Origin of the sequence: Streptomyces sp. NPDC051243 (assembly GCF_044455405.1) — a bacterium.
Lineage (GTDB): Bacteria > Actinomycetota > Actinomycetes > Streptomycetales > Streptomycetaceae > Streptomyces.
The window spans coordinates 645,338-668,966 of the sequence record NZ_JBITES010000003.1 but is presented as its reverse complement, the minus strand read 5'-3'; the positions used below and the strand labels follow the sequence as shown (position 1 = coordinate 668,966).

At 68.3% G+C, this 23,629-nt stretch carries 23 protein-coding genes; 15 read left to right on the top strand and 8 right to left on the bottom strand.

Translation table 11 applies throughout. The features are described 5' to 3' along the window. Positions 1-518 precede the first annotated feature (518 nt). The 9 genes from ACIBAG_RS10260 to ACIBAG_RS10220 all read left to right on the top strand — a co-directional run bounded on the left by ACIBAG_RS10260 (position 519) and on the right by ACIBAG_RS10220 (position 11,642). A complete protein-coding gene (locus ACIBAG_RS10260; RefSeq protein ID WP_399103114.1) occupies positions 519-1,682 on the top strand; it encodes a mandelate racemase/muconate lactonizing enzyme family protein in 1,164 nt (387 codons plus the stop codon). A gap of 202 nt (positions 1,683-1,884) precedes the next feature. Next, positions 1,885-2,889 (top strand): zinc-binding dehydrogenase, encoded by a 1,005-nt coding sequence (locus tag ACIBAG_RS10255; RefSeq protein ID WP_399103111.1) that lies wholly within the window; start codon positions 1,885-1,887, stop codon positions 2,887-2,889. 112 nt (positions 2,890-3,001) lie between these two features. Further along, positions 3,002-3,964, top strand: coding sequence for a hypothetical protein (locus tag ACIBAG_RS10250; RefSeq protein WP_399103109.1), 963 nt, complete (start codon positions 3,002-3,004; stop codon positions 3,962-3,964). Between the two features lie 137 nt (positions 3,965-4,101). Then, positions 4,102-5,214 (top strand): multiple monosaccharide ABC transporter substrate-binding protein, encoded by a 1,113-nt coding sequence (gene chvE / locus ACIBAG_RS10245; RefSeq protein ID WP_399103107.1) that lies wholly within the window; start codon positions 4,102-4,104, stop codon positions 5,212-5,214. A gap of 32 nt (positions 5,215-5,246) precedes the next feature. Then, a complete protein-coding gene (gene mmsA / locus ACIBAG_RS10240; protein WP_399103104.1) occupies positions 5,247-6,797 on the top strand; it encodes a multiple monosaccharide ABC transporter ATP-binding protein in 1,551 nt (516 codons plus the stop codon). Then, the gene (gene mmsB / locus ACIBAG_RS10235) at positions 6,794-8,038 is read left to right on the top strand and encodes a multiple monosaccharide ABC transporter permease (RefSeq protein WP_399103102.1); all 1,245 of its coding nucleotides are present in this window, start codon (positions 6,794-6,796) and stop codon (positions 8,036-8,038) included. Before mmsA ends, mmsB begins: the two co-directional genes overlap by 4 nt. Then, a complete protein-coding gene (locus ACIBAG_RS10230) occupies positions 8,035-9,150 on the top strand; it encodes an aldose epimerase family protein (RefSeq protein ID WP_399103313.1) in 1,116 nt (371 codons plus the stop codon). The genes mmsB and ACIBAG_RS10230 overlap by 4 nt, the downstream gene beginning before the upstream one ends. A 135-nt stretch (positions 9,151-9,285) precedes the next feature. Beyond that, positions 9,286-10,893, top strand: coding sequence for a pyridoxal phosphate-dependent aminotransferase (locus tag ACIBAG_RS10225; protein ID WP_399103099.1), 1,608 nt, complete (start codon positions 9,286-9,288; stop codon positions 10,891-10,893). 125 nt (positions 10,894-11,018) lie between these two features. Beyond that, positions 11,019-11,642, top strand: a complete 624-nt coding sequence (locus ACIBAG_RS10220; protein ID WP_399103096.1) for an SUKH-4 family immunity protein — start codon at positions 11,019-11,021, stop codon at positions 11,640-11,642. Between the two features lie 10 nt (positions 11,643-11,652). Here the strand turns inward: ACIBAG_RS10220 and ACIBAG_RS10215 are convergent, their stop codons facing one another. Further along, complete coding sequence (locus ACIBAG_RS10215) at positions 11,653-12,138, bottom strand: ATP-binding protein (RefSeq protein ID WP_399103094.1); 486 nt, start codon at positions 12,136-12,138, stop codon at positions 11,653-11,655. A 130-nt stretch (positions 12,139-12,268) separates the two neighbouring features. Here ACIBAG_RS10215 and ACIBAG_RS10210 point away from each other — a divergent pair, with 130 nt between their 5' ends. Both ACIBAG_RS10210 and ACIBAG_RS10205 read left to right on the top strand, forming a co-directional pair. After that, positions 12,269-13,117, top strand: coding sequence for a helix-turn-helix domain-containing protein (locus ACIBAG_RS10210; RefSeq protein WP_399103092.1), 849 nt, complete (start codon positions 12,269-12,271; stop codon positions 13,115-13,117). Then, positions 13,114-13,296 (top strand): DUF397 domain-containing protein, encoded by a 183-nt coding sequence (locus tag ACIBAG_RS10205; RefSeq protein ID WP_399103090.1) that lies wholly within the window; start codon positions 13,114-13,116, stop codon positions 13,294-13,296. Before ACIBAG_RS10210 ends, ACIBAG_RS10205 begins: the two co-directional genes overlap by 4 nt. Here the strand turns inward: ACIBAG_RS10205 and ACIBAG_RS10200 are convergent. Beyond that, positions 13,286-13,651, bottom strand: coding sequence for a YybH family protein (locus ACIBAG_RS10200; protein ID WP_399103087.1), 366 nt, complete (start codon positions 13,649-13,651; stop codon positions 13,286-13,288). The two genes, ACIBAG_RS10205 and ACIBAG_RS10200, sit on opposite strands and share 11 nt — an antisense overlap. Before the next feature lie 106 nt (positions 13,652-13,757). On the opposite strand from ACIBAG_RS10200, the gene ACIBAG_RS10195 reads away from it, so the two are divergent. Together ACIBAG_RS10195 and ACIBAG_RS10190 are read left to right on the top strand one after the other, a co-directional pair. Then, complete coding sequence (locus ACIBAG_RS10195; protein ID WP_399103085.1) at positions 13,758-14,645, top strand: LysR family transcriptional regulator; 888 nt, start codon at positions 13,758-13,760, stop codon at positions 14,643-14,645. A 7-nt stretch (positions 14,646-14,652) separates the two neighbouring features. After that, complete coding sequence (locus ACIBAG_RS10190) at positions 14,653-15,231, top strand: suppressor of fused domain protein (protein ID WP_399103082.1); 579 nt, start codon at positions 14,653-14,655, stop codon at positions 15,229-15,231. A 98-nt stretch (positions 15,232-15,329) separates the two neighbouring features. Here ACIBAG_RS10190 and ACIBAG_RS10185 read toward each other — a convergent pair whose 3' ends face one another. From ACIBAG_RS10185 to ACIBAG_RS10165, 5 genes are all read right to left on the bottom strand, one after another. Then, the gene (locus ACIBAG_RS10185; protein WP_399103080.1) at positions 15,330-15,569 is read right to left on the bottom strand and encodes a hypothetical protein; all 240 of its coding nucleotides are present in this window, start codon (positions 15,567-15,569) and stop codon (positions 15,330-15,332) included. Between the two features lie 471 nt (positions 15,570-16,040). Continuing rightward, entirely contained in the window at positions 16,041-16,871 is an 831-nt protein-coding gene (locus ACIBAG_RS10180) for a hypothetical protein (protein ID WP_399103078.1), read from the bottom strand. Between the two features lie 33 nt (positions 16,872-16,904). Further along, a complete protein-coding gene (locus ACIBAG_RS10175; protein WP_399103075.1) occupies positions 16,905-17,564 on the bottom strand; it encodes a DUF4360 domain-containing protein in 660 nt (219 codons plus the stop codon). Between the two features lie 380 nt (positions 17,565-17,944). Continuing rightward, positions 17,945-18,859: a sulfite exporter TauE/SafE family protein gene (locus tag ACIBAG_RS10170; protein WP_399103073.1), complete on the bottom strand. Its 915-nt coding sequence runs from the start codon at positions 18,857-18,859 to the stop codon at positions 17,945-17,947. 148 nt (positions 18,860-19,007) lie between these two features. After that, positions 19,008-20,516 carry an alpha-N-arabinofuranosidase gene (locus ACIBAG_RS10165; protein ID WP_399103072.1) on the bottom strand — a complete coding sequence of 503 codons (1,509 nt, stop codon included), beginning with the start codon at positions 20,514-20,516 and terminating at the stop codon, positions 19,008-19,010. Between the two features lie 551 nt (positions 20,517-21,067). On the opposite strand from ACIBAG_RS10165, the gene ACIBAG_RS10160 reads away from it, so the two are divergent. Continuing rightward, on the top strand, positions 21,068-21,679 hold the full coding sequence (locus ACIBAG_RS10160; RefSeq protein ID WP_399103069.1) for a toxin-antitoxin system, toxin component family protein: 612 nt from the start codon (positions 21,068-21,070) through the stop codon (positions 21,677-21,679). After that, complete coding sequence (locus tag ACIBAG_RS10155) at positions 21,676-22,905, top strand: DUF6545 domain-containing protein (RefSeq protein ID WP_399103067.1); 1,230 nt, start codon at positions 21,676-21,678, stop codon at positions 22,903-22,905. Before ACIBAG_RS10160 ends, ACIBAG_RS10155 begins: the two co-directional genes overlap by 4 nt. 193 nt (positions 22,906-23,098) lie before the next feature. Here the strand turns inward: ACIBAG_RS10155 and ACIBAG_RS10150 are convergent, their stop codons facing one another. Then, a complete protein-coding gene (locus ACIBAG_RS10150; protein WP_399103064.1) occupies positions 23,099-23,461 on the bottom strand; it encodes a hypothetical protein in 363 nt (120 codons plus the stop codon). Positions 23,462-23,629: the final 168 nt, after the last annotated feature.

Sequence of the window (23,629 nt, the reverse complement as noted above, 5' to 3'; positions counted from 1 at the left end):
GCCGATGGTTCGGCGCCGGCGGCGTCATGTCGAAGCCCGGGAAGGGCCGGCCGGAGTTCCGGAAGGGTCAACGGCACCGGGCGGGAAGGCGAGTTGGAGCACTGCTGACACGACGCTCATACCTCCTTGGATGCCGTCGGGGCCGACTCGTGGCCGACTGGTGAATGCGGACGTCATTGTGAGCGCTAACAATTCATGGCGGTCAAGAGGGCTGCGTCAGAGAAGTCGTCACGGTTGAATAACGCGACGGGCGGCGAGGGTTGCGGGACTGAGGGCGTTTGGGCTGGTCAAGAGCCATCCGAGTGTCATCATGGGAGGCATGTGCACGCCGTCGAAGAGCCCGGCGACCCTCGTCGCGCACTCCCGTCACATGCGCCTCGCCGGTCGTCCCAGCCGTCGCGTCAGAACCGTTGTTTGTAGACCCATTGACACTCACACGGGGTCGTCCCTACTGTCGCGACCAGCATTTCGAACGAGTGCCGATATTTCGAACAGAACCGAAGAGGACAGGGAGTACCGTGCGCATCACGGGAATCAGCACACACGTGGTCGGAACGCCGTGGCGAAACCTGACCTACGTCCAGGTGCACACCGACGAGGGACTCACCGGTGTCGGCGAGACCCGCATGCTGGGCCACACCGACGCGCTGCTCGGCTATCTGCACGAGGCGAAGACGAACCACATTCTCGGCTCCGACCCGTTCGCTGTCGAGGATCTCGTCAAGCGGATGAAGTACGGCGACTACGGCCGGGCCGGCGAGATCGTGATGTCCGGCATCGCCGTCATCGAGATGGCCTGCTGGGACATCAAGGGCAAGGCGCTCGGCGTGCCGGTCTGGCAGCTGCTCGGCGGCAAGGTCACCGACAAGGTCAAGGCGTACGCCAACGGCTGGTACACCACCGAGCGGACGCCCGAGGCGTACCACAAGGCTGCCCAGGGGGTCATGGAGCGCGGCTACCGGGCGCTCAAGATCGACCCGTTCGGGACCGGCCACTTCGAGCTGGACCACGAGCAGAGCCTCTACGCGGTCTCCCTGATCGAGGCCGTGCGCGACGCCATCGGCCCGGACGCCGAGCTGATGCTGGAGATGCACGGCCGGTTCTCCCCCGCCACGGCCGTCCGCCTGGCCAAGGAGCTGGCGCCCTTCAAGCCCGCGTGGCTGGAGGAGCCGGTGCCGCCGGAGAACCTGAAGGCACTGGAGAAGGTCGCCGCCAAGGTCGACATGCCGGTCGCCACGGGCGAGCGCATCCACGATCGCATCGAGTTCCGCGAGCTCTTCGAGAGCCAGGCCGTGGACATCATCCAGCCGGACGTCGGCCACATCGGCGGTATCTGGGAGACCCGCAAGCTGGCCGCCACCGCCGAGACGCACTACATGCTGGTCGCGCCGCACAACGTGGGCGGGCCGGTCCTGACCGCCGCCTCCCTCCAAGTGGGCTTCACCGCACCGAACTTCAAGATCCTGGAGCACTTCAACGACTTCGCGGACGCGGAGATCAAGAAGGTGATCAAGGGCGCCCCCCAGGTGAACCCCGAGGACGGCTGCTTCCACCTCTCCCACGAGCCCGGTCTCGGTGTGGAGCTGGACGTCGACGCCGCCGCGGAGTTCCCGCAGCAGCAGGCCCGGTTCGACCTGTGGGCCGAGGGCTGGGAGCAGCGCAAGCCCAAGGGAAGCCAGTGAGACCCCCCAGCCACCGACCCGGCGCCAGGGGGTGCTCTGAAAGTCCCGCACAGCACCCACGGCGCCCGGCACGCACCCTCGCCGCACCGGCCAAAGACCCAAGCAGGTCCGCCACTAGGGCCTTCGTCCGGCACGCCGAGGGCACGCACCGAACACCGCGGGCACCGCACAGGACCTTCAGAACACCCCCTGGGAGGACCCCGTGAGCACCGCCGTCGTGATCGAGGCTCCGGGCGAGCACCGGCTCGTCCCGCACGAGCCCCGGCAGCCGGAAGCGGGCGAGGCCCTGGTCCGGGTACACGCCTCGGGGATCTGCGGCAGCGACCGCGAGGTCTTCCAGGGCAACCGGCCGGAGGGGTACGTCCGCTATCCGCTCACGCCGGGCCACGAGTGGTCCGGGACGGTGGCGGCGGTCGGTGACGGCGTCCCTTCGAGTCTGGTGGGCCGCAAGGTCGTGGGCGAGGGCTTCCGGAACTGCCAGGTCTGCGACCGCTGCCACGCGGGCGAGACCACACTGTGCACGGCGGGCTACGAGGAGACCGGCTTCACCCAGCCGGGCGCCATGGCCCCCACGCTCACGCTTCCCGCCCGCCTGCTGCACGTTCTGCCGGACGACGCGAATCTGACGGCGGCGGCGCTGCTGGAGCCGGCCGCGTGCATCGCGGCCGCCGCGCTCAAGGCGAACGCGGTGCCGGGCGAGCGGGTGGCCGTGGTGGGCACGGGCACGCTCGGGATGTTCGCCGTTCAGTTCCTGAAGGCGGGCTCGCCGGCCGAGCTGCTCGTCGTGGGGACGCGTCCGGACCGGGCCGAGCTCTCGAAGCGGTTCGGGGCCACGGACTTCCGCACCAAGGACGAGGAACTGCCTGACGACTTCGACGTCGTCATCGAGACCGCCGGGTCCGCGGACGCGGCGCGCACCGCCGCCGCCCTGCTGCGCCGCGGCGGACGGCTGATCCTGACGGGCATCCCGGCGCCGGGCGCGGACGGGCTCGACCCGACCGATCTCGTCGTACGGCAGCTGGAGGTGCACACCGTCTTCGGGGCGCCGCCGGATGCCTGGGCGCACACGGTGCGCGTGTTCGCGGCCGGCCTGCTCGATCCGCTGCCGCTGGTCACGCACGAGTTGCCGCTGGAGCAGTTCCCGCAGGCGATCGAGCTGGTCGGATCCGGTGATCCGAAGGTGGGTAAGGTCCTCCTTCACCCCTAGTCGTACGCCGGTACGGGAGCACCCTGACGGCTGTCGTACCGGCGTACACCCATAGCCCCCCGCACCCAGAGCCGCGAACTTCGTCCGAAATATCGAACACTAAGGACACCTTGTGACCGACGCTTCCGCAGCCCGTCGACCCGGTGAGCCCGCGCTCACCGCCCTCGGCCTGGGCGCACCCGACCTCTCCCCCGCCGACGCCTCGCCCCATACCTTCCCGGGCGGCGGCCGCTGGCGCACCGAGATCCCCTCGTGCGAGGGTCCCGAAGCGCTGGCCGTCGTCCTGAAGGAAGCGTCACGGCTCGACGTGCCGATCCACCGGATCAGCCAGGGCAGCGGTGTGTGGATGCTGACCGACGCCGAGATCACCGAGATGGTCGACGCGACCGCCGAGCGCGACATCGAGCTCTGCCTGTTCACCGGCCCGCGCGGCACCTGGGACATCGGCGGTTCCACCCGTACCGACTCCAAGGGCGCCGGACTGCGCGCCCGCGGCCACGACGCCGTCGCCGGCTGCGTCGAAGACGCCGTACGGGCAACGGAGTTGGGCGTCAAGTGCCTCCTCGTCGCCGACGAGGGCGTGCTGTGGGCGCTGCACCGGGCGCGGGCCGCCGGGATCATCCCGGCCGACACGACGCTCAAGGTGAGCGCACTGATCGGTCCGGTGAACCCGGCCGCGTACGCGGTGTACGAGAACCTGGGCGCCGACTCGATCAACGTGCCGAGCGACCTCACGCTCGATCACCTCACCGAGATCCGGCGGATCTCCGCCGCCCCCATGGACATGTACATCGAGGCCCCCGACGACCTCGGCGGCTACATCCGGATGTACGAGGTCGCCGAGCTGATCCGGCGCGGCGCACCGCTCTACCTGAAGTTCGGGCTCTCCAAGGCCCCCGGGATCTATCCCTACGGGCACCACATGAGGGACCTGACGCTGGCCACCGCCAAGGAACGCGTACGGCGCGGACGCCTGGCGCTGGACCTCCTCGCACGGCACGGAGCTGACGGCGACATGGCGCCTCTCGGTTCACGGCTGCCCGGGACGCTGAAGCGATTCGAAACTCCCGCATAACGTTCCGGACAAACCCCCTTCACAGAAGAAGACGCAGTCGAACACAATCCCACACACCATCGGTTGAGCGTTCAGCTCTCGAAAGCGTCTTCCCCTCGCCAGACCGAGCCCTGCTCACAACATCAAGGATGATGACCATGCGCACTCGCAGAGCCGCACTCGCCGCCATAGCCGGAGCCGCCTCCCTCGCCCTGACCCTGTCCGCCTGCGGCCAGAGCGGTGAGGGTGGCAGCAAGGAGGAGGCCGGGGACTCCAAGGGCGGGACCATCGGCATCTCGATGCCGACCAAGTCCTCCGAGCGGTGGATCGCCGACGGCAAGAACGTCGTCGCCGACCTGGAGTCGAAGGGCTACAAGACCCAGCTCGTCTACGGCGAGGACGACCCCGCCAAGCAGGTCTCGCAGATCGAGAACATGATCACGCAGGGCGTGAAGGCCCTGATCGTCGCGGCGATCGACAACAAGTCGATGAACAACGTGCTCCAGCAGGCCAAGGACGCGAACATCCCGGTCATCTCCTACGACCGCCTGATCCTGGGCACGGAGAACGTCGACTACTACGCCTCGTTCGACAACGAGAAGGTCGGCGAGCTCCAGGGCAACTACATCGTCGAGAAGCTCGGTCTGAAGGACGGCTCCAAGAAGGGCCCGTTCAACATCGAGCTGTTCGCCGGCTCCAACGACGACAACAACACCCGCTACTTCTTCGGCGGCGCGATGAAGGTCCTGCAGCCGTACATCGACAAGAAGCAGCTCGTCGTCAAGTCCGGCGAGACCGACATCACCAAGGTCACCACCCTGCGCTGGGACGGCGCCACCGCCCAGCGGCGCATGGACGACATCCTCACCAAGGACTACAAGAGCGGCAAGGTCGACGCCGTCCTCTCGCCGTACGACGGCATCTCCATCGGCATCCTCTCCGCGCTGAAGTCGGACGGCTACGGCTCCAAGGACAAGCCGCTGCCGATCGTCACCGGGCAGGACGCCGAGGTCGCCTCGGTGAAGTCGATCATCGCGGACCAGCAGTCGATGACCGTCTACAAGGACACCCGCGAACTCGCCAAGGTGGCCTCGAACATGGTCGACGCGCTGCTGAACGGCAAGAAGCCCGAGGTCAACGACACCGAGACGTACGACAACACCGCGAAGGTCGTGCCCGCGTACCTGCTGGAGCCGGTCGCCGTCGACAAGACGAACTACCAGAAGGTCGTCGTCGACTCGGGCTACATCAAGGCAAGCGACCTCAAGTAACACCCGGCACACTCTGATTGGAAGGCACGACCATGGCGGGACCCGTCCTGGAAATGCGCTCGATCGTCAAGACCTTTCCCGGCGTCAAGGCGCTGTCGGACGTCACACTGACCGTCCGCCCAGGCGAGGTCCACGCCATCTGCGGTGAGAACGGCGCCGGGAAGTCCACCTTGATGAAGGTGCTCTCCGGCGTCCATCCGCACGGCAGCTACGAGGGCGAAATCCTCTTCGAGGGAGAGGTCTGCAAGTTCAAGGACATCCGCGCGAGCGAGCAGCGCGGCATCGTCATCATCCACCAGGAACTGGCGCTGTCGCCGTACCTCTCCCTCGCGGAGAACATCTTCCTCGGCAACGAGCACGCCAAGGGCGGGTTCATCGACTGGCGGGAGACCCTGCGACACGCCACCGAGCTGCTGCGCCGGGTCGGTCTCGACGACCACCCGGAGACCCGTGTCGCCGACATCGGCGTGGGCAAGCAGCAGCTGGTGGAGATCGCCAAGGCCCTGTCCAAGAAGGTGAAGCTGCTCATCCTGGATGAGCCGACGGCCGCCCTGAACGACGAGGACAGCGGCAAACTCCTGGACCTGATCCTGGAGTTGAAGAAGCAGGGCATCACCTCGATCATCATCTCCCACAAGCTCAACGAGATCCGCAAGGTCGCCGACTCGGTGACGATCATCCGCGACGGCAAGTCCATCGAGACCCTCGATGTGAAGGCGCCGGAGACCACCGAGGACCGCATCATCAGCGGCATGGTGGGGCGTGACCTCGACCACCGCTTCCCCGAGCGCACCCCGCACGACGCGGACGAGGGCGCGGCACCGGCCCTGGAGATCCGCGACTGGACCGTGCTCCACCCGATCGACCAGCAGCGCAAGGTGGTCGACGATGTGTCGATCCACGTGCGGCGCGGGGAGATCGTCGGGATCGCGGGCCTCATGGGCGCCGGCCGCACCGAGCTCGCGATGAGCGTCTTCGGCCGGGCCTACGGCCGCTACGCGGGCGGCACGGTCCTCAAGGACGGCACCGAGATCCGTACGAAGTCGGTGGCCGAGGCGGTCAGGCACGGCATCGCGTACGTCACCGAGGACCGCAAGCACTACGGCCTCAACCTCATCGACACGATCAACCGGAACATCTCGCTGACCGCCCTGAACAAGGTCGCGAAGCGCGGCGTCGTCGACGAGCACGAGGAGCGGCAGGTCGCCGAGGGCTTCCGCAAGTCCATGAACATCAAGGCGCCGACCGTCTTCGAGCCGGTGGGCAAGCTGTCCGGCGGCAACCAGCAGAAGGTCGTCCTCAGCAAGTGGATCTTCGCCGGTCCCGATGTGCTGATCCTCGACGAGCCGACGCGCGGCATCGACGTCGGTGCCAAGTACGAGATCTACACGGTCATCGACCAGCTGGCCGCCCAGGGCAAGGCGGTCGTCTTCATCTCCTCCGAGCTGCCCGAGCTGCTCGGCATGTGTGACCGCATCTACACGATGGCCGCGGGGCGGCTGACCGGTGAGTTCTCGCGGGCCGAGGCTTCGCAGGAATCGCTGATGCGCCAGATGACGAAGGACAAAGAGGTAACCCGATGAGCACGGAAGTGACCGCCAAGAGCCCGGCCCCGGCGCCGCCGGGCGGGACCGGATCGGCCACGGGCGGCGGCCTGCTGCAGCTGATGCTGGACGGCCTGCGCCGCAACATGCGCCAGTACGGCATGCTGATCGCCCTGGGCCTGATCGTCGCCTTCTTCGCGATCCTGACCGACGGCGACCTGCTCCTGCCGCGCAACGTCTCCAACCTGGTCCTGCAGAACAGCTACATCCTGATCCTCGCGATCGGCATGATGCTGGTGATCGTCGCCGGCCACATCGACCTGTCGGTCGGTTCGCTCACGGCCTTCGTGGGCGCGTTCGCCGCCGTGCTGACGGTGCAACACGATGTGGCCTGGCCGGTCGCCGTGGTCCTCTGTCTGCTGGCGGGCGCGGTCGCGGGCGCGGCGCAAGGGTTCTTCATCGCGTATCTCGGCATACCGTCGTTCATCGTCACCCTCGCCGGCATGCTGGTCTTCCGGGGTGTCACGGAGATCCTCCTGGAGGGCCAGACCCTCGGCCCGTTCCCGGACGGCCTGCAGAAGATGGGCAACGGCTTCCTGCCCGAGGTCGGCCCGGAGACCAACTACCACAACATCACGCTGCTGCTGGGCTTCGCCATGATCGCCTTCGTGGTCATCCAGGAGATGCGTGACCGCGGGCGCCAGAAGGAGTTCGCGCTGGAGGTGGCGCCGTTCAACATCTTCCTGCTCAAGCTGGTCGCCATCTCGGCCGCTCTGCTCACCGTCACCATGCTGCTGGCCAGCTACAAGGGCGCGCCGATCATCCTGCTGATCCTGGGTGCGCTGGTCGTCGGCTACGGCTACCTCATGCGCAACGCTGTCTTCGGCCGGCACATCTACGCGATCGGCGGCAACCTGCCGGCGGCGAAGCTGTCCGGTGTGAAGGACAAGAAGGTCACCTTCCTGGTCTTCGTCAACATGGGCGTGCTCGCGGCCCTGGCGGGTCTGGCGATCGCCGCCCGACTGAACGCGGCCTCGCCGAAGGCGGGGCTGAGCTACGAACTCGAGGCGATCGCCTCGGCGTTCATCGGTGGCGCGTCCATGAGCGGCGGTGTCGGCACCGTGCTCGGCGCGATCATCGGCGGTCTCGTCCTCGGCGTGCTGAACAACGGTATGAACCTCCTCAGCGTCGGCACCGACTGGCAGCAGGTCATCAAGGGCCTCGCCCTGCTTGCCGCCGTCGGGTTCGACGTGTGGAACAAGCGCAAGGGCGGCAACTGACCGCGCCGGAAGGGGGCCTCGCCGAAGGGCGGGGCCCCCTTTTTGATGAAAGTGGGGCGTCACCCGTGAAGGAACTCTTCGGCAAGCTCGCCGACGGCACCGAGATCCACCGCTGGTCGCTGGAGAACGGCGGGACGAGGCTGAGGGTCCTGTCGTACGGCGGGATCGTGCAGTCGCTGGAGATCCCGGACGCCGAGGGCCGGTACGCGAACGTCAGCCTCGGCTTCGACACCATCGAGCCCTACGTCAGCGAGTCCCCGTACTTCGGCGCCCTCATCGGCCGGTACGGCAACCGCATCGGCGAGGGCCGCTTCACGCTGGACGGCGAGACGTACGCGCTCTCCGTCAACGACGGCGGCAACAGCCTGCACGGCGGCGTCGGGGGCTTCGACAAGGTGGTGTGGGAGGTCGAGCCGTTCGAGCGGGACTCGGACGTGGGGCTGTGTCTGACATACACGAGCCCCGACGGGGAGATGGGCTTCCCCGGCACGCTCGCGGTGAAGGTGACGTACACCCTCACCTCGCGGGGCGACTGGCGCATCGACTACGAGGCGACCACCGACAGGGCCACCGTCGTCAACCTCACCAGCCACGTCTACTGGAACCTCGCGGGCGAGGGCAGCGGCTCGGTCCACCACCACGAGCTGGAGATCGCCGCCGGACGGTACACCCCCGTCGACGCGCGCCTGATCCCCACCGGGGAGCCGGCCGAGGTCGCGGGCACGCCGTTCGACTTCCGCCGGGCCAAGCCGGTCGGCGCGGACCTCCGGCACGCCGATCAACAGCTGCTGTACGCCAAGGGGTTCGACCACAACTGGGTGCTCGACAAGGGTGCGACCGCGGAGCCGGAAAAGGTGGCCGTACTGCGGGACCCCGGCTCCGGCCGGATGCTGATGGTGTCGACCACCGAGCCGGGCCTGCAGTTCTACTCGGGCAACTTCCTCGACGGCACCCTGGTCGGCCCGAGCGGCCGCACCTACCGGCAGGGCGACGCGCTGTGCCTGGAGACGCAGCACTTCCCGGACTCGCCGAACAAGCCGTCGTTCCCGTCGACGGTGCTGCGACCGGGGCAGACGTACCGTTCGACGACGGTGCACTCGTTCACCTGCTGACAAACCTGACAACCCTTCACAGGCGTCACACAAGTTCTCACCGATTCCTCAGTGGTTGAACAGCGCCACCCCAGCCTCCGTATGTAAGGGCGGCCCGTGCTCCCCCGCGCGGGCCACCCAGAACACGGAGGTTCCATGGCCGACAACGTCACCTCGCTGTTCCGCAGCACCGCGGCACACAGCCCGTCGATGGCGGCGCTGACGCGGGAGGGCGGCGACGGGGCCGGTCCGGTCGACTTCTGCATCCCCTGCAACCCGTACTTCCCGACGCCGGAGATGTTCCAGGACATGGCGTCCCGGTTGCGGGACATCATCACGTACTACCCGAGCAGCGCCGACACGATCACGGCCGAACTGTGCAGCCTGCTCCAGCTCCCGCCGCAGTGCGTGGCGATGGGCAACGGCTCCACGGAGCTGATCACCTGGATCGACCACCTGATGGTCCGGGAGTCCCTCGCCATCCCCGTCCCCACCTTCGGCCGCTGGACCGACCAGCCGATGGAGACCGGCAAGCGGGTCGACATGTTCCCGCTCCAGGAGTCCAGCGGTTTCGCCCTGGACCTCGCCCAGTACGCCGAGTTCATCCGGGCCAGGGGGACCCGGGTGGCGGTGATCTGCAACCCGAACAACCCCGACGGCGGCTACCTCCACAAGCACGCGCTGGTGCAGTTCATGGACGCGATGGCCGACCTGGACCTGGTGGTCATCGACGAGTCGTTCCTCGAGTTCGCCGACGCCGAGCAGGAGCCGTCGGTGGTGCAGGAGGCGATGCTGCGGCCGAACGTCATCGTCCTGCGCTCCCTCGGCAAGAACTTCGGTCTGCACGGCATCCGCTTCGGCTACCTGGTCGCCAACCCGGCGCTCGCGGGCATGGTCCGCTCGATGCTGCCGAAGTGGAACCTCAACGCCTTCGCCGAGCACGTGGTGTTCATGCTGAAGAACCATGGCGCCGAGTACGCGCAGAGCCTCCACCAGGTGCGCAAGGACCGCCTCGACATGGCCAGCCAGCTCTCCGCGCTGCCCGGCCTGACGGTCTATCCGTCCCAGGGCAACTTCCTCTTCGTGCGCCTCCCCGTGGGCGCGGAAGGCACCGTGGTCCGGGACCGGCTGCTCACCGAGCACCGGATCCTGGTCCGTGAGTGCGGCAACAAGATCGGTTCGTCCAGCCGCTTCCTGCGACTCGTGGTGCGCCCCCAGGTGGACGTGCGTCGCCTGGTGTCCGCCCTGGAGCAGGTGCTCTACGGGACCAGGAGGGGAGCGGCCGCCGTGCCCGAGCTGGCTACAGGGACCTACAGCTCGGGTACGGCGGCCGTGGATCGGTTGGTCGGCTCCACGAACGGCGGGGGTATGCAGGGGCTTGCGGCGCAGGCCATGGCGTCGCCGATGCCTGTGCCTGCGGCGGCTCAGCCGCAGGCGGTACCGCAGGGGACCGGGATGCCCATGCCGGCGCCGGTTCCTGTGGCCCCGGCGCCGGCTCCGGCTCCGGCTCCCGCGCCTGCCGCTCCCGCTCCCGCGCCTGCCGCTCCCGCTCCCGCTCCCGCGCCGATGACGTTCCCGTCGCCTCTGGCGCCGGCCGCGGCGGCGATGCCTGCGCCCACCCCTCCGGGAGTGCCGGCTCGGGGTGGGCTTACGGCGGCTCAGGTGCGGGGGACCACGGGGCCGGGGCTTACGCCTGCGCCGGCTACTGGGTGGCCGAACAGTCAGAGCTGGCCGAATGCGGCGGGAATGGGGCAGGTTGGGTAACGCCTTCTCGCCGTAGGAGGTACTGAGCGCGAGCGACTGCGGGACCGTTGTGGCTGGTCGCGCAGTTCCCCGCGCCCCTTACGGCGTTGCAGCTACGCCGCGTTCAGGCGCCACTGTTGGCAGTCATGATTGACTTCCCGGTCGTCCCCGCTGTCCGCAAGAAGGCAGATCACCAGATGACACCGCCCATCGACCGGGAAACCCTGGAGACCGAGTTCCGCCCGGAGGAACTCATCACGTTTCCCGAAGCAGTGGTGGCGAACATCCAGCACGGACCGAGCTCGCACTTCCTGCGCCACATCGGCATTCCCTCTCGCCCCAACCCCTGGTTCGACCTGGTGGACGGGACGCCGGAGCAGGTGAGAGCGGTCGGCGACTGCTACGACGACCTCCGCGAGCGATGGACGAACCTGCCCGAGGGGGCGGAAGGTTGGCTGCTCCTCGGGACGATCCCCTACGACGACATCGCCCTGGACGGGGTCACGGGTGTCGTTCACTGCCTTCCGGGTGACGAGTTCGAGAGCTACCCCTTGAACAAGGACCTCAATTCCTTCGCCCACTTTCTCCACCTGCTGGAGAAGGAACGCCCGAATTACGACTTCGAGTCGGATCGGGAGATCCTCGACCCCGAGGGAGCGGCCCGGCGACTGACCGAGCGGATGAGCGAGATCGACCCGGAAGCCCTGGAAGTGAGCCATTCACGCTGGCACGGCATTCTTGAGTATGTCGCCTACCCCGAGGCGCGGTAGCCCGTCGACCTCACACCGGACCTGGATCAGATCCGACCAGCGACGACCACCTCGGCAGATCCACCTCGGCACGGACCGTCTTACCGGGTGCCGCGTCCCGGTCCACCACCTCCCACCGGTCGGCCAGCGCCTCGACGAGGACGAGGCCCCGGCCATGTTCGTCGAGGGGACATGAAGGCCGTACGTCCCCGGGTTTCGGGGGCCGGGCCTCGGCGCGCGTGTCACTGACCTCGATACGGATGCTGCCCGTGGGGAGCGCCAGCCGCAGCTGGAAGTCCCGTCCGGCGACGCGACCGTGGGTGACGGCATTCGCGGCCAGCTCGGCGACGATCAGTGCGACGGTGTCGGAGGCCGTACTGCCGTGCGGAATGCCCCAGGAATGGAGCTGGGCCAATGCGAGGTGCCGGGCGAGGCGGGCGCCGCGCGGGGTGGCGCTGAGGCGCTGGGTGAACGTACGTACGGTGAGCGAGGATTGGGGGGTGAGCGGTGCTGGCATGCGCTCAATTTGGCCGCTGTGACGGGGGGTTCACCAGGTGGGCGGCGCGTACGCTGCGGGAGCGTACGCGGTTACAGACTGGACAGTACTCGTGACCAACCGTGAGCATGTGCGCGGGAGGTGACCGACAGTGGTCGATGGTGCGCTGGGGACGAGTGCGGCTGCGGGCGGCGAGCCGGAGTCTTCGGACAGTCTGCGGACGTTCGGGGCGGTCGTGCAAGCGTTGCGGGAGCATGCCGGGTTGAGCCGGGAGGAGTTCGGGGACCTGGTGGGGCTGTCCAAACACTCCGTCGCGTCGGTGGAGTTGGGGCGACGGATGCCGGATCCGACGTTTTCGGAGCGGTCGGAGCCGGTGCTGGGGAACACGGGGGCCTTGCGGAAGGCGGCGCGGCATCTGGCTCGGCAGCCGGGGTTGGCGGCCTGGTTTCGGCGGTGGGCCAAGCTGGAGGCGGTAGCGATCACGCTGTACACCTACGAATGCCGTTTGATTCCTGGGTTGTTGCAGACCGAGGCGTATGCGCGGACCCTGTTCACCAACCAGCTCCCGCCTCTGAGCGATGACCAGATCGAAGCGCAGTGGGTAGCGCGGGCGGAGCGGCAGCGGCTGCTGCGGGAACGGCCGAACACGGCCTTCGCCTTCATCCTGGAGGAGCACCTCTTCCGACGGCGAACGGGCGGTTTGGAGGCCACCCGTGAGCTCATCGATCACGTATTGGAAATCGCCGAACTGCGGAACGTGGAGATCCAGATCATGCCGACGGAGCAGGAGACCCACGCTGGGCTGGACGGCCCCATGCAGTTGCTGGAGACCCCGGAGAACAAGTGGTTCGCTTACTGCGAGGGGCAGGAAAGTGGCCAGTTCATCGCTGACCCAAAGGTGGTCAGCATGCTCCAGATGCGGTATGCCAGGATGCGCTCACAGGCTCTCAACTTCAAAGACTCCATGAGCCTGTTGCAGCGGATGCGAGGAGACCTATGAGCACGTCCGAACTGACCTGGTTCAAGAGCAGCTACAGCAGCGGCGGTTCCGGCGACTGCGTAGAGGTCGCCACTTCCCCCCACGCCATCCACGTCCGCGACTCCAAGACCCCGGAGGAGCGTCAGCTGGTCCTTTCCGCGGAAGCCTGGGGGGCGTTCGTCTCCGGGATCAGCTGGTAGGCGGGGCGAACTCCGGCTGGTCGAGCACGCGCAGCCAGCTTCCGTCGGGCTGGCGCCTGACGACCTGTGCCCGCGCGCCGGCCCCGTCCTTCGGTGGGGTCGAGGTGAGAGCGATGTCGCCGCTGATCAGCGTCGGCAACGGCTGTTCCGGCTCGAAGCGGGGGCCGTTGGCCAGCACCTTCTCCCACAGTGCGCGGATCGCCTCCCGCCCCACCGTCTGCTCGCCGGGCGGGTAGGCCAGCACCGCGTCCTCCGCGTAGAGCGCGGCGACGCCGGCCGCGTCACCGGCGTTGGACCGCTCGACGAACAGTCGGGTGATGTCTTCGGGCCGCATGGCCTTCGCGTACTCCGGCATTGGTTCCTCCTGGCCTCGGGCTTCGGTGCTTCGGTACTTCCCAGCCTGGTCGCTCACCGACCAGAAGTCCAACAGATGGTTCTTCTGAGAACTAGAATCCCCAGTCATGGAGTTGAGGCAGCTCGAGTACTTCGTGGCAGTCACCGAAGAGCGGAACTTCACCCGTGCCGCCGAGCGGGTGCACATCAGCCAGTCCGGCGTCAGCGCCCAGATCCGCCAGCTGGAACGTGAGCTCGGCGCCGAGCTGTTCGACCGCTCGGCCCGCACCGTCACCCTCACCGTCGCCGGGAAGGCCGCACTTCAGCATGCCCGCGACGTACTCGCGGCGGCTGGTGCGGTCGGCCAGGCGGTGAGCGAGGTAACCGACCTCATCCGGGGTCGGCTCACCGTCGGGATGGTCATCGGCTGCACCCTCACTCCGCTGTTCGACGCACTCGCCGCGTTCCACGAGGCGCATCCCGGTGTGGAGATCTCGCTGCTGGAGGACAGATCTGACCGGCTCGTCGAGGGAGTGCGCACCGGCGCCATCGACTTGGCACTCGTCGGTGCCGCAACCGCCACCCCCGACGGGCTGGACGCGCTGACCATCATCAGCGAGCGGCTCGTTGCAGCGGTCCCGGCCGGGCACGTCCTGGCGAAACGGCGGCGAGTCGCCCTGCGCGACCTGATGGCCCACCCGATCGTGTGCATGCCCCCCGGCACGGGCCTGCGCACGGTATTCGACCAGGCTTGCGCCGCGCAGGCCCTCCAGCCCACCATCGCGCTGGAGGCCAGCGCCGCGGAGGCCATCGCCGACCTCGCCGCCCGCGGCCTCGGAGTCGCCATCCTCAGCGACTCGATGGCCGCGAGCTACCGCGACCGGCTCACCGCCCGCACCATCGATGACGTCGAAACGCCGGCCCTGCTCGCCCTGGTCTGGAAGAGCGCGCACAACCCCGCGTTGCGCGAGCTGCTCACGCACAGTCGGCAAGCATTCCGTCGTGGCCTGGGATGATCGCGAGGTGAGTGATGCGAGTCTGCCCGCCGCTGAAGCCGTCGAGTCGCACGTCCGGGCGTTCTTCGAGGGGCACTCCGTCGACGTCGTCGACTGCGATCTCGGGCCGGAGCGTCGGGGGACGGTGCCTGATCTACGTGTTCTCGTCGTGGGGCCCGGCCCCCGCACCGACAGTTGGGCCTATGTGACCGCCGGATGCTGGGCCGCCTCGGAGAGCGACGGTCACGGCCTCGAGTTCGTCATGACCGCCCCCGTCCGCGACCAGCGATTCATCGACCTCATGGCGATGATCGCCTACTACCACTGCGGTGGACATCGACTCGATGTGGAGCACAGCATGCCGATCGGTGAACCGTGGATTCCGGGTTCCACCTGCGACCACCTGCTGATCAGCCTGCCCTATCTCCACGGACCCGGCCTTGAACAGTGTCCGCTTCCCGGAGGAGACACCCGCATCCTGTGGACGCTGCCCGTGACAACCGCCGAGATCGAGTTCCGCAGACGTCACGGACACGAGGCGTTGGAGCAGCTCTTCGACGAGGCGGGGATCATCCCCACCGATCCTTTCAGGGCATCGGTCGCCTGAGTTCCTCGGAAACCGTCGAACGAAACACAAGCCAATACAAGCCGGCACAAGCCAACGGGCCCTGGAATCAAATTCCGGGGCCCGTTGCGCGTATTTCCTCAGTGAGCGGCGGCAGCGTGCGCGTGCACGCCCAGCGCGACACCCTCGGGCGAGACCGAGGCAAAGACATCGGCGCAGGCGACGGCGGACACGGACTCGGAGAGACCGCCGGCAAGGCCGCCGGACAGGGCGCCCGCGATACCGCCGGAGGCAGCGGCACCGCCCGCCTGACCACCGGAGACGTTGTCCAGAGCGGCGTCGGCTATCTCAGCCGTTTCAATCTGCGGCGTGAAGCTCATGACCTGCGGTTCCCTTCGATTGAACAGACAGCGAAAGGATCAAAGCACGCCCAAGAGGAGACGGCCAGCCGCCCGATGGCGTTCCACGACGCATTACGGCGACCTGCTTCACCGCTATGACCGTCGGGTCACCGAATACGCCAACTTCTTCACGGGACCTGTCGCCTTACCGCGTTCCCGACGGTTGCAAGGCAATTCCCAAGACGGACACTTCGGCGGCAAGACGGCGCGCGGTGCCATCGATGTGGCGGACGGTCAGGCCCGGCATGAACTCCTGGTGCGCTGGTGTGGACATTTGCCGGAGGTTCGAGCCCGCCACCGTCCGTGCTGACCGACAACGGACTTGACGAACCGTCACCTTGCCCGCCGGCAGCTCATCAACAGCGTCCCGTGCCGGACCAGACCGGATTCCCGCTGCAGCTGTGTCGACCGGAGCTGACGAGCCCTCCAGCCGGTGCGGATGTCCGGCCCTCAGACCCGGCGCCACATGTCGGACATCCGCACCCCGTGCAGCACCCGCAGTCGCCGCAACTCCCAGCGGGCCAGCAGGAGCAGGGTGATCGGGCCGGTCAGGTGGACCAGCAGGCGCACCGCCATCGGGAACCTGTCGTACGCCGGGTCCCCCAGCTGCGGGAGGGTGAACGGCAGGATCGGCAGGAGGGACACCAGCGTCGGCAGGGCGTCGTTGACGTCGGCGGTGCGCGCTCCGCCGGAGATGAGCAGGAAGCTGCCGTAACCGCCGAAGAGGAGGAGCCACAGCCCGACGGCGGCCGCGGCGGGCGAGGTCGGTGGCCAGCCGGAGAGCCCGGACCGGTTCAGCACGGCCATCGCGGTCAAGGTGAGGACGATCGCGAGGAGCGGGCCGCGCCACCGCACCGCCGCTCTCCACCTGCGCCCCTTGGGCACCATGGCGATCGCCACCCAGGCGACGAAGAACAGGAACTGGAGGGCAGCCAGTCCGTAGACGAAGCTCTCGAGGAACTCGCCGGGTATCTCACGCGCGGGTACCAGGCCGAGGGCGAGCCAGGAGGCGACCGTCAGGACGAGGCCGAGCGCGCTGCGCCAGAAGCGGACGCGATCGACGAGGGGGTCGACGATCCGGTCGGGTCGGGTCGGCCCGCACAGCCGGTGCGCGGCGATCACCGGCACCAGCCAGCCCAGCCACCATCGCGGCCCGCGCCGCCCGTCACGGGGCGGCTGGAGAAGCGGCGGCCTCGGTCTCACATCCGTCGAGCCCGTGCCCGTCCGCCCTGTCGCCGCCATGCCCGCCCCCGTCCGCCGTACGCCGTGGGCCCCGATCATCACCGGCGACCGGACCCCACGGCGTCCGTAGAACTACTTACCCGGGCACTCCTTCCACGCCAGGTGGTACACCGTGCTGATGTCCCCGTCCGTCGAGTCCATCGTCATGAAGCTGACCTTGTCCGGCGAGGACGTGCCGGCGTTGACCCTCAGCTCGGTGTTGATGTTGAAGTTGCGCTGAACTCCACAGGGCGCCCAGACCAGTTGGGCCCAGTCGGTGCTGTCGGTGGCCTGCCAGTTGTCGTTGAGCGGGCCGTTGAAGGGGTGGTTGCGGAACTGTGTGTTCGGAGAGCCCTGGAAGTAGTACGAGGCTCGCTGGATGGCGCTCGCGCCGGGCTGGAGGGCGGCGAAGCCGCGGTAGTCGGCGCTGGCGATGGCGTAAGTGAAGCCCTGCGGTACGTGCACGACCAGGTTGAGCTGGCAGTTCTTACGGAACGCCGTGGGGTCGGAGTTGCCGCCGACCTTGGCGAGGTAGTCGCTGTAGGTGACCGTGAAGGCGGTGTTGTCCTCGGAGACGGCGACCGCCGTGGTGCCCTGCGGGCAGCCGGAGCCGTTCACCGTGGCGACCTTGATGACGATCTTGTCCGGCGGCGGGTCCTCGAACGCCGGCGCCGCCTGCGCGGGCAGCGCGCCGGTGAGCAGAGCGGCCAGCGCGCCGCCGCTCAGCAGGAATCTCAGGAGTCCACGTGCCATGGATCTCTCCCTGGGGTTGGGGGGTGGCTGTGCCTCCGACTTGCCGAACCCTTGAAGAAACAGTGGGGTTTCTGTGAAGGCCGGAGGCGTTGGAATCGTAGGGAGCCCCCTGCATTCCAGCCAGGTCGAACTCCGGCCATTCACCGCGGTGTTGAGCGATGGAACCCGGTTTCCCCAGGCACCAGCGGATATGACGCTCACCGACGACTCGTACACAGGCGGCGAGACCATTCACACCGGGCAGCTCTTCATCGGCTTACGTGGTGTTTTTCCGAGTACGGCGAGGCCGCCCCGCCTCTGACGGCACTCGGCGACAGCGTGTCCGACGGCTACAAGGCGACCTTGACAGCGAGCGCCGGCACCGCCCGCCAACCGGCCGGTCAGGCGCTCACAGGCTGCCGCTCCACGACGGGCTCGGTCCCGGCCGCCTTCCCCTCCTTCAGATGGGCGCGGATCGAGTACGCCAGGGCGGCGGCCCACAGCGCGTACAGGGCGACGTAGACCGCCACGGCCGTCGCGCCGGAGGCCGCGATCCAGTCGCTGTTCAGCAGGGTGCGCACGTTGGTGACGAGGATGACGCCGCCGACCGCCGAACCCAGCACCCGTGGCGGCAGGATGCGCACCAGCCACGCGGCGATCGGCGCGGCGACCAGGCCGCCCACGAGGAAGGCGGCGACCCATACGAAGTCGATGCCCTGTGAGCCCAGCGAGAGCAGGAAACCCAGGCTCGCCGCCACCGCCACCAGGAACTCACTGGTGTCGATCGAGCCGATGACCTTGCGCGGCTCCATCCGCCCGGAGGCGAGGAGAGCGGGCGTGCCGACCGGGCCCCAGCCCCCGCCGCCGGTCGCGTCCAGGAACCCGGCGGCCAGGCCGAGGGGCGCGAGGAAGCGGCGCCGCAGCGGCAGCCCCACCCGGTCCTTGGGCAGGCCCCGGAAGGTGAACCGGGACATGACGTACACGCCGAGGCCCAGCAGGATCAGCGACATCAGCGGTGCGGCCACCTCGGTCGACAGCTTCGACAGGACGGTCGCGCCGAGGAAGGACCCGATCGCGCCGGGCACGCCGATCTTCCCCACGACCTTCCAGTCGACGTTCCCGAACCGCCAGTGCGAGGCTCCGGACATCAACGTCGTACCGATCTCGGCGAGATGGACCGTGGCCGAGGCGGCGGCCGGGTTGGTGCCCATGGCCAGCAGCAGGGTGGTCGACGTCACGCCGTAGGCCATGCCGAGGCTGCCGTCCACGAGCTGGGCTCCGAGGCCCGCGAGGGCGAGCACTATCAGCGTGCGCATACGGCCGGTCCCGTCTTTCCGAGGTTCCCTACCGGGTTGGTAGGGATGGATGGACGGGACCGGACTTTAGGGCATCAGCCTGAGGGCGAGCTGAGGGTGTCCATGATTCGGACGAGCGTCCAAGATATGGACGTCGGCCCAGTGGACGTCAGCCCAGCCGGATCACGTTCCAGGACAGCGGTTCCAGTACGGCGGTGAGGCGGCCGTCCTTCAGCTCGGCACCCTCGACCTCGTGCGGGGTCACCCGCTCGGGGTCGTCGAGGGTGTTGCGGGCGTCCGGGTCGGCGTCCGCGAGGGCGCTGTGCTCGACGACCGCCGTCAGGTCGAGGCCGTTCAGGGCGACTTCCACAGGCAGCGCCTCGGTACGGCTGCGGTTGACCGCGAAGACGGTGACCGTGCCGTCCTCGGCGCGTACGGCGGTGGCGTGCAGCAGGTCGGCCTCGCCGTACTTCTTCGTCTCGTACGTCGGGGAGTCCACCCGGACGTCCAGGACCTGGCCACGGCCGTACTTGGCGGCCTGCGCGAAGGGGAAGAACGTCGTCTGCCGCCAGGCCGGGCCGCCCGGCTCGGTCATGATCGGGGCGATGACGTTGACGAGCTGCGCGAGGCAGGCGACGGTGACGCGGTCGGCGTGACGGAGCAGGGCGATGAGGAGCGAGCCGAAGACGACCGCGTCCATGACGCTGTAGTTGTCCTCCAGGAGGCGGGGAGCCTCCGGCCAGTCCTCCTGCGTCTTGGCGTGCTCCTCCCACTCGGGCAGGTACCAGACGTTCCACTCGTCGAAGGAGAGGTTGATCTTCTTCTTGGACTTCAGCCGCGCGCCCACGTGGTCGGCGGTCGCGACGACGTTCTCGATGAAGGACTCCATGTCCACGGCGGAGGCGAGGAAGGAGTCGATGTCGCCGTCCTGCGGCCAGTAGTAGGCGTGCAGTGAGATGTAGTCGACGAGGTCGTACGTCTCCTCGAGGACCGTCGCCTCCCACTCGGCGAACGTCGGCATGGACTGGCTGGAGGAGCCGCAGGCGACGAGTTCGACCTTGGGGTCCAGCTGGCGCATGGCGCGGGCCGTCTCGGCGGCGATGCGGCCGTATTCCTCCGCCGTCTTGTGGCCGGTCTGCCAGGGGCCGTCCATCTCGTTGCCGAGGCACCAGAGCCTGATGCCGAAGGGGTCCTTGTCGCCGTGGGAGACGCGGAGGTCGGAGAGGGCCGTGCCTTCGGGGTGGTTGGCGTACTCCTGGAGTTCGAGGGCTTCCGCCACGCCGCGCGTGCCGAGGTTGATGGCCATCATCGGCTCGGCCTGGGGGCCGACCTTGCGGAGGAAGTCGATGTACTCGGAGAGGCCGAAGCGGTTGGACTCCGTCGAGTGCCAGGCGAGGTCGAGGCGGCGGGGGCGGTCTTCGGCGGGGCCGACGGAGTCTTCCCACTTGTAGCCCGAGACGAAGTTGCCACCGGGGTAGCGGATGGCTGTCACGCCGAGTTCGCGGACGAGGTCCAGGACGTCCTGGCGCAGACCCTTGTCGTCGGCTGTGGGGTGGTCGGGTTCGAAGATGCCGGTGTAGACGCAGCGGCCGAGGTGCTCCACGAAGCTGCCGAAGACACGGGGGTTGACCTCGCCGATGGTGAAGGCGGGGTCGAGGGTGAAACGGGCGGTGTGCATGGTCGCCTTTCGAAGGGGGTGGTTCTGTATGGGTGGCGTCTGCGGGTGCGTGGGGGCTGATCGCGCAGTTCCTCGCGCCCCTAGGGGACGTTGGGCCAACCGTTTCTTTGCCAGTTCAGCTTGTTCAGGCCCAGCTTGGGTGTGCCGGCGTCTTCCGCGTCGTAGTAGTGGTACGCCAGCCAGTCGTGACCCTTGGCTCGGAAGACCGACTGGCCGCCTGTGCCGATGTACCGTCCGTGGCCTGCCAGGAGCAGGTCTCCGCCGCCTCCAGCATCGGCCTGCCCGTGCTGTCGACGTACGGGCGGGACCGTAAAGTGGAAGCGCTTTCTAGTCAATGCCTTGTGCATGGATTGCGAGTGGCGACGGGCGTTCCCGGCCGACCGTGGGTCGTTCCGGGTTGACTGTGGGTCGTTCCCGGCCGGCCGTCGGTGGTTCCCGGTTGGCTGTGGGTCGTTCCCCGTTGAACGACGGTCCGCGGATGGCATGACGCGGACACTTCGGGCCGCGTAGGCTCGAACGGCTCGCCGAGCGGCGGGAGAACAGGGGACGCGATGGACATCACGGGAGCGCGCGAGAGGGCGGCCCGGATCGCCTCGGTGCTACGCCTGCGGCGCTCTCACAGGGCATCCGGGATGCGCGAGCTGACCGCAGGCCTGAGGGCAGCCGTGCGGGCGAGAGCCCAACCCCCTGCCGACGTGGACGAGTTGTGTCACGCCTTGTGCGCGGAGATGAGCGCGCGGCGCGGCGGGCGGCCCGTGGAGCTGCGGTTCGAGCGGTTCCCCGACGAGCTGGAAGTGACCGGGCTGTGGGTGGAGTTCCAGGACTTCGACCTGGTCATCGTCGAGGAGCGGGCCGAGGCCGTGCAGCGGCTGGTCATCCTCGGCCATGAGCTGTGGCATCTGCACGCCGGACACGGCCACCACCACACGGACGGCACGGCGGCCGCGCACGCGCTCGCCGGGCGGCCCGGCTGGAAGGACATCGCCCTCGCGGTGGCCGCCCGCAACGGCTCCCGGGAGCGGGACGAGGCCGAGGCGGACGACTTCGGGCACCGGCTGGCCGCCGCCTTCCGGCCGCTGCTGTCGGGCGGGGCGGACGTACCCCTGGAGCCCGTGCAGCGGGCCCTGGGGTACCGCGGGGCGCGGGGAGGTGCGGCACCGTGACGGTCCTGGCGCTGTCCCCTGTCGGGTTCGTCAACGAGTTCTACCCGAACTTCTGGTGGATCCCCGCCGGGATCCTGGCCGCCGCCCTGGCCATCAAGCTGCCGACCATCATCCAGCTGTGGCACGACCCGCTGCTGCGCGCCGTCGGCGGTCTGCTGCTGCTCGCCTGCGCGGTGTTCGTGTTCGTGGCGCCGTCGACGATCGCCCGGGTCAACCGGCTCACCGGGGTGACCAATTTCTCGGGTCCCTGGGTCTACTCCCTGCTCACCGCGTTCTGCGCGTCCTGTCTGCTGCTGATCATCACCTGGCGCAACGGCCTGTCCGACCGCTCGACCCGCACCCGCCGCGCCATGCGGGGCGTGATCGCCGTCTACTCGGGCGTGATCGTCGCGCTGTGGGTGCTGTTCGCACTCGCGGACGTGCCGGTGGAGCGGCTGCGGGACCTCGACACGTACTACGCGAACACCCCGTACATGCGCGAGATGATCCTGCTCTATCTGCTCGCGCACACCGCCGCCGCCCTGGTCACCAACTATCTGATCTGGAACTGGATCCGCACCGACGGACTCGACGGCTGGCTGCGCTGGGGCCTGAAGTTCCTCGGCGTCGGGTACACGTCGCAGCTGGTCTTCGACGCGGCCAAGCTCACCGCGGTGGTGGCCCGTTGGACCGGACGGAACCTGGACTGGCTGAGCACGGCCGTGGCGCCCCCCATCGCCTGCCTGTCGGCCGTCCTGATCGCGGTGGGCTTTATCCTGCCGCACGCCGGCCAGTATCTGCACGACCGCTGGCGCCTGCACGTCGCCCATCACGAGCTGCGGCCGCTGTACCTGTTGATGAAGACCGTCAACGGCGGCGGCATCCCCTTCGTCCTGCGCGCCACCCCGGAGCTGCGGCTGATCCGCCGGGAGACGTTCATCCGCGATGTGCTGCTGCCGCTCGCGCGTTTCATCGACGACGACCGCCGCGCCCGCTCCCACGACGCCGCCCTCGCCCTCGGCCACCCACCCGACCGGGCCAAGGCCCTCGCTTCCGCGGTGGCGATCCTGGACGCCGTGGAAGCCAGGAACGCGGCACGGGAGGACGTCGGCGGAAGCTCCCCCGACACCACGGACCTGCTACGGGAGATCGGCGCCCTGTCCGTCGCCCTGCGCCGCACGGACGACATCCGCGCGGTCCGCACCCGGGCGGGGGCGCGGGACGACGGCCTTCGCCTCGCCAACTGAGGCCGCAGGCGAGGCAGACGAGGGCGTCGTGCAGGTCGAGGCATCGTTGCCAGAATTGGTGAAGGCCCTCGTCGGCGCCGGAGTAGCTGTTCGACCAGGCGGTTGATTACCTGCCTCGCGACTACAGAATTACCTCGGATCTCATGCGGGCAAACCGCACGCCGAGAATATCCTGACCACAGTCTCGACCGTTTCAGAATCCGGGAGCCGGTACGAAGTCCGGCCACCACGACGGCACGCCGCTGGGGCAGTGGTAAGGGTCGACTTCCCAGAAAAGCGAGATGCTGCACCAGGAAACGGTGAGGATCAGCGCCCCGACGACAACGGCGCGGACGGCGGGACGCCGCCCCAGGAAAGCCCCCGCCCCCAGCCATATGGCCATCAGGACGAGCCAGAGAACGGGGATGAAGACCACGAGCAGAAATCCTCCGTTGGCCGCACTGTTCACCCCCGCGTCGCAGGCACTCCATGCTCTTCCCAGAAGCATGGCGGTCAGCAGAGCCACAACCAGCACAACCACCGCGCCCAGACACCCGTGTAGCCGTCGGCCGGCCATGACCCCTCCCCGCTCATCGCCAGAATCGAAAATCACAAGAGACGCTCCGCTCGCAACTGTACCCGCACCTGGTGCGAAGAAATATTTCCAAACCCCCGAGGGGCCCGACTCGCTGCGCGAAGAGCGAGCCGGACCCCGAAGGTGAAATTCCGCTATTTCTGCTGCTTC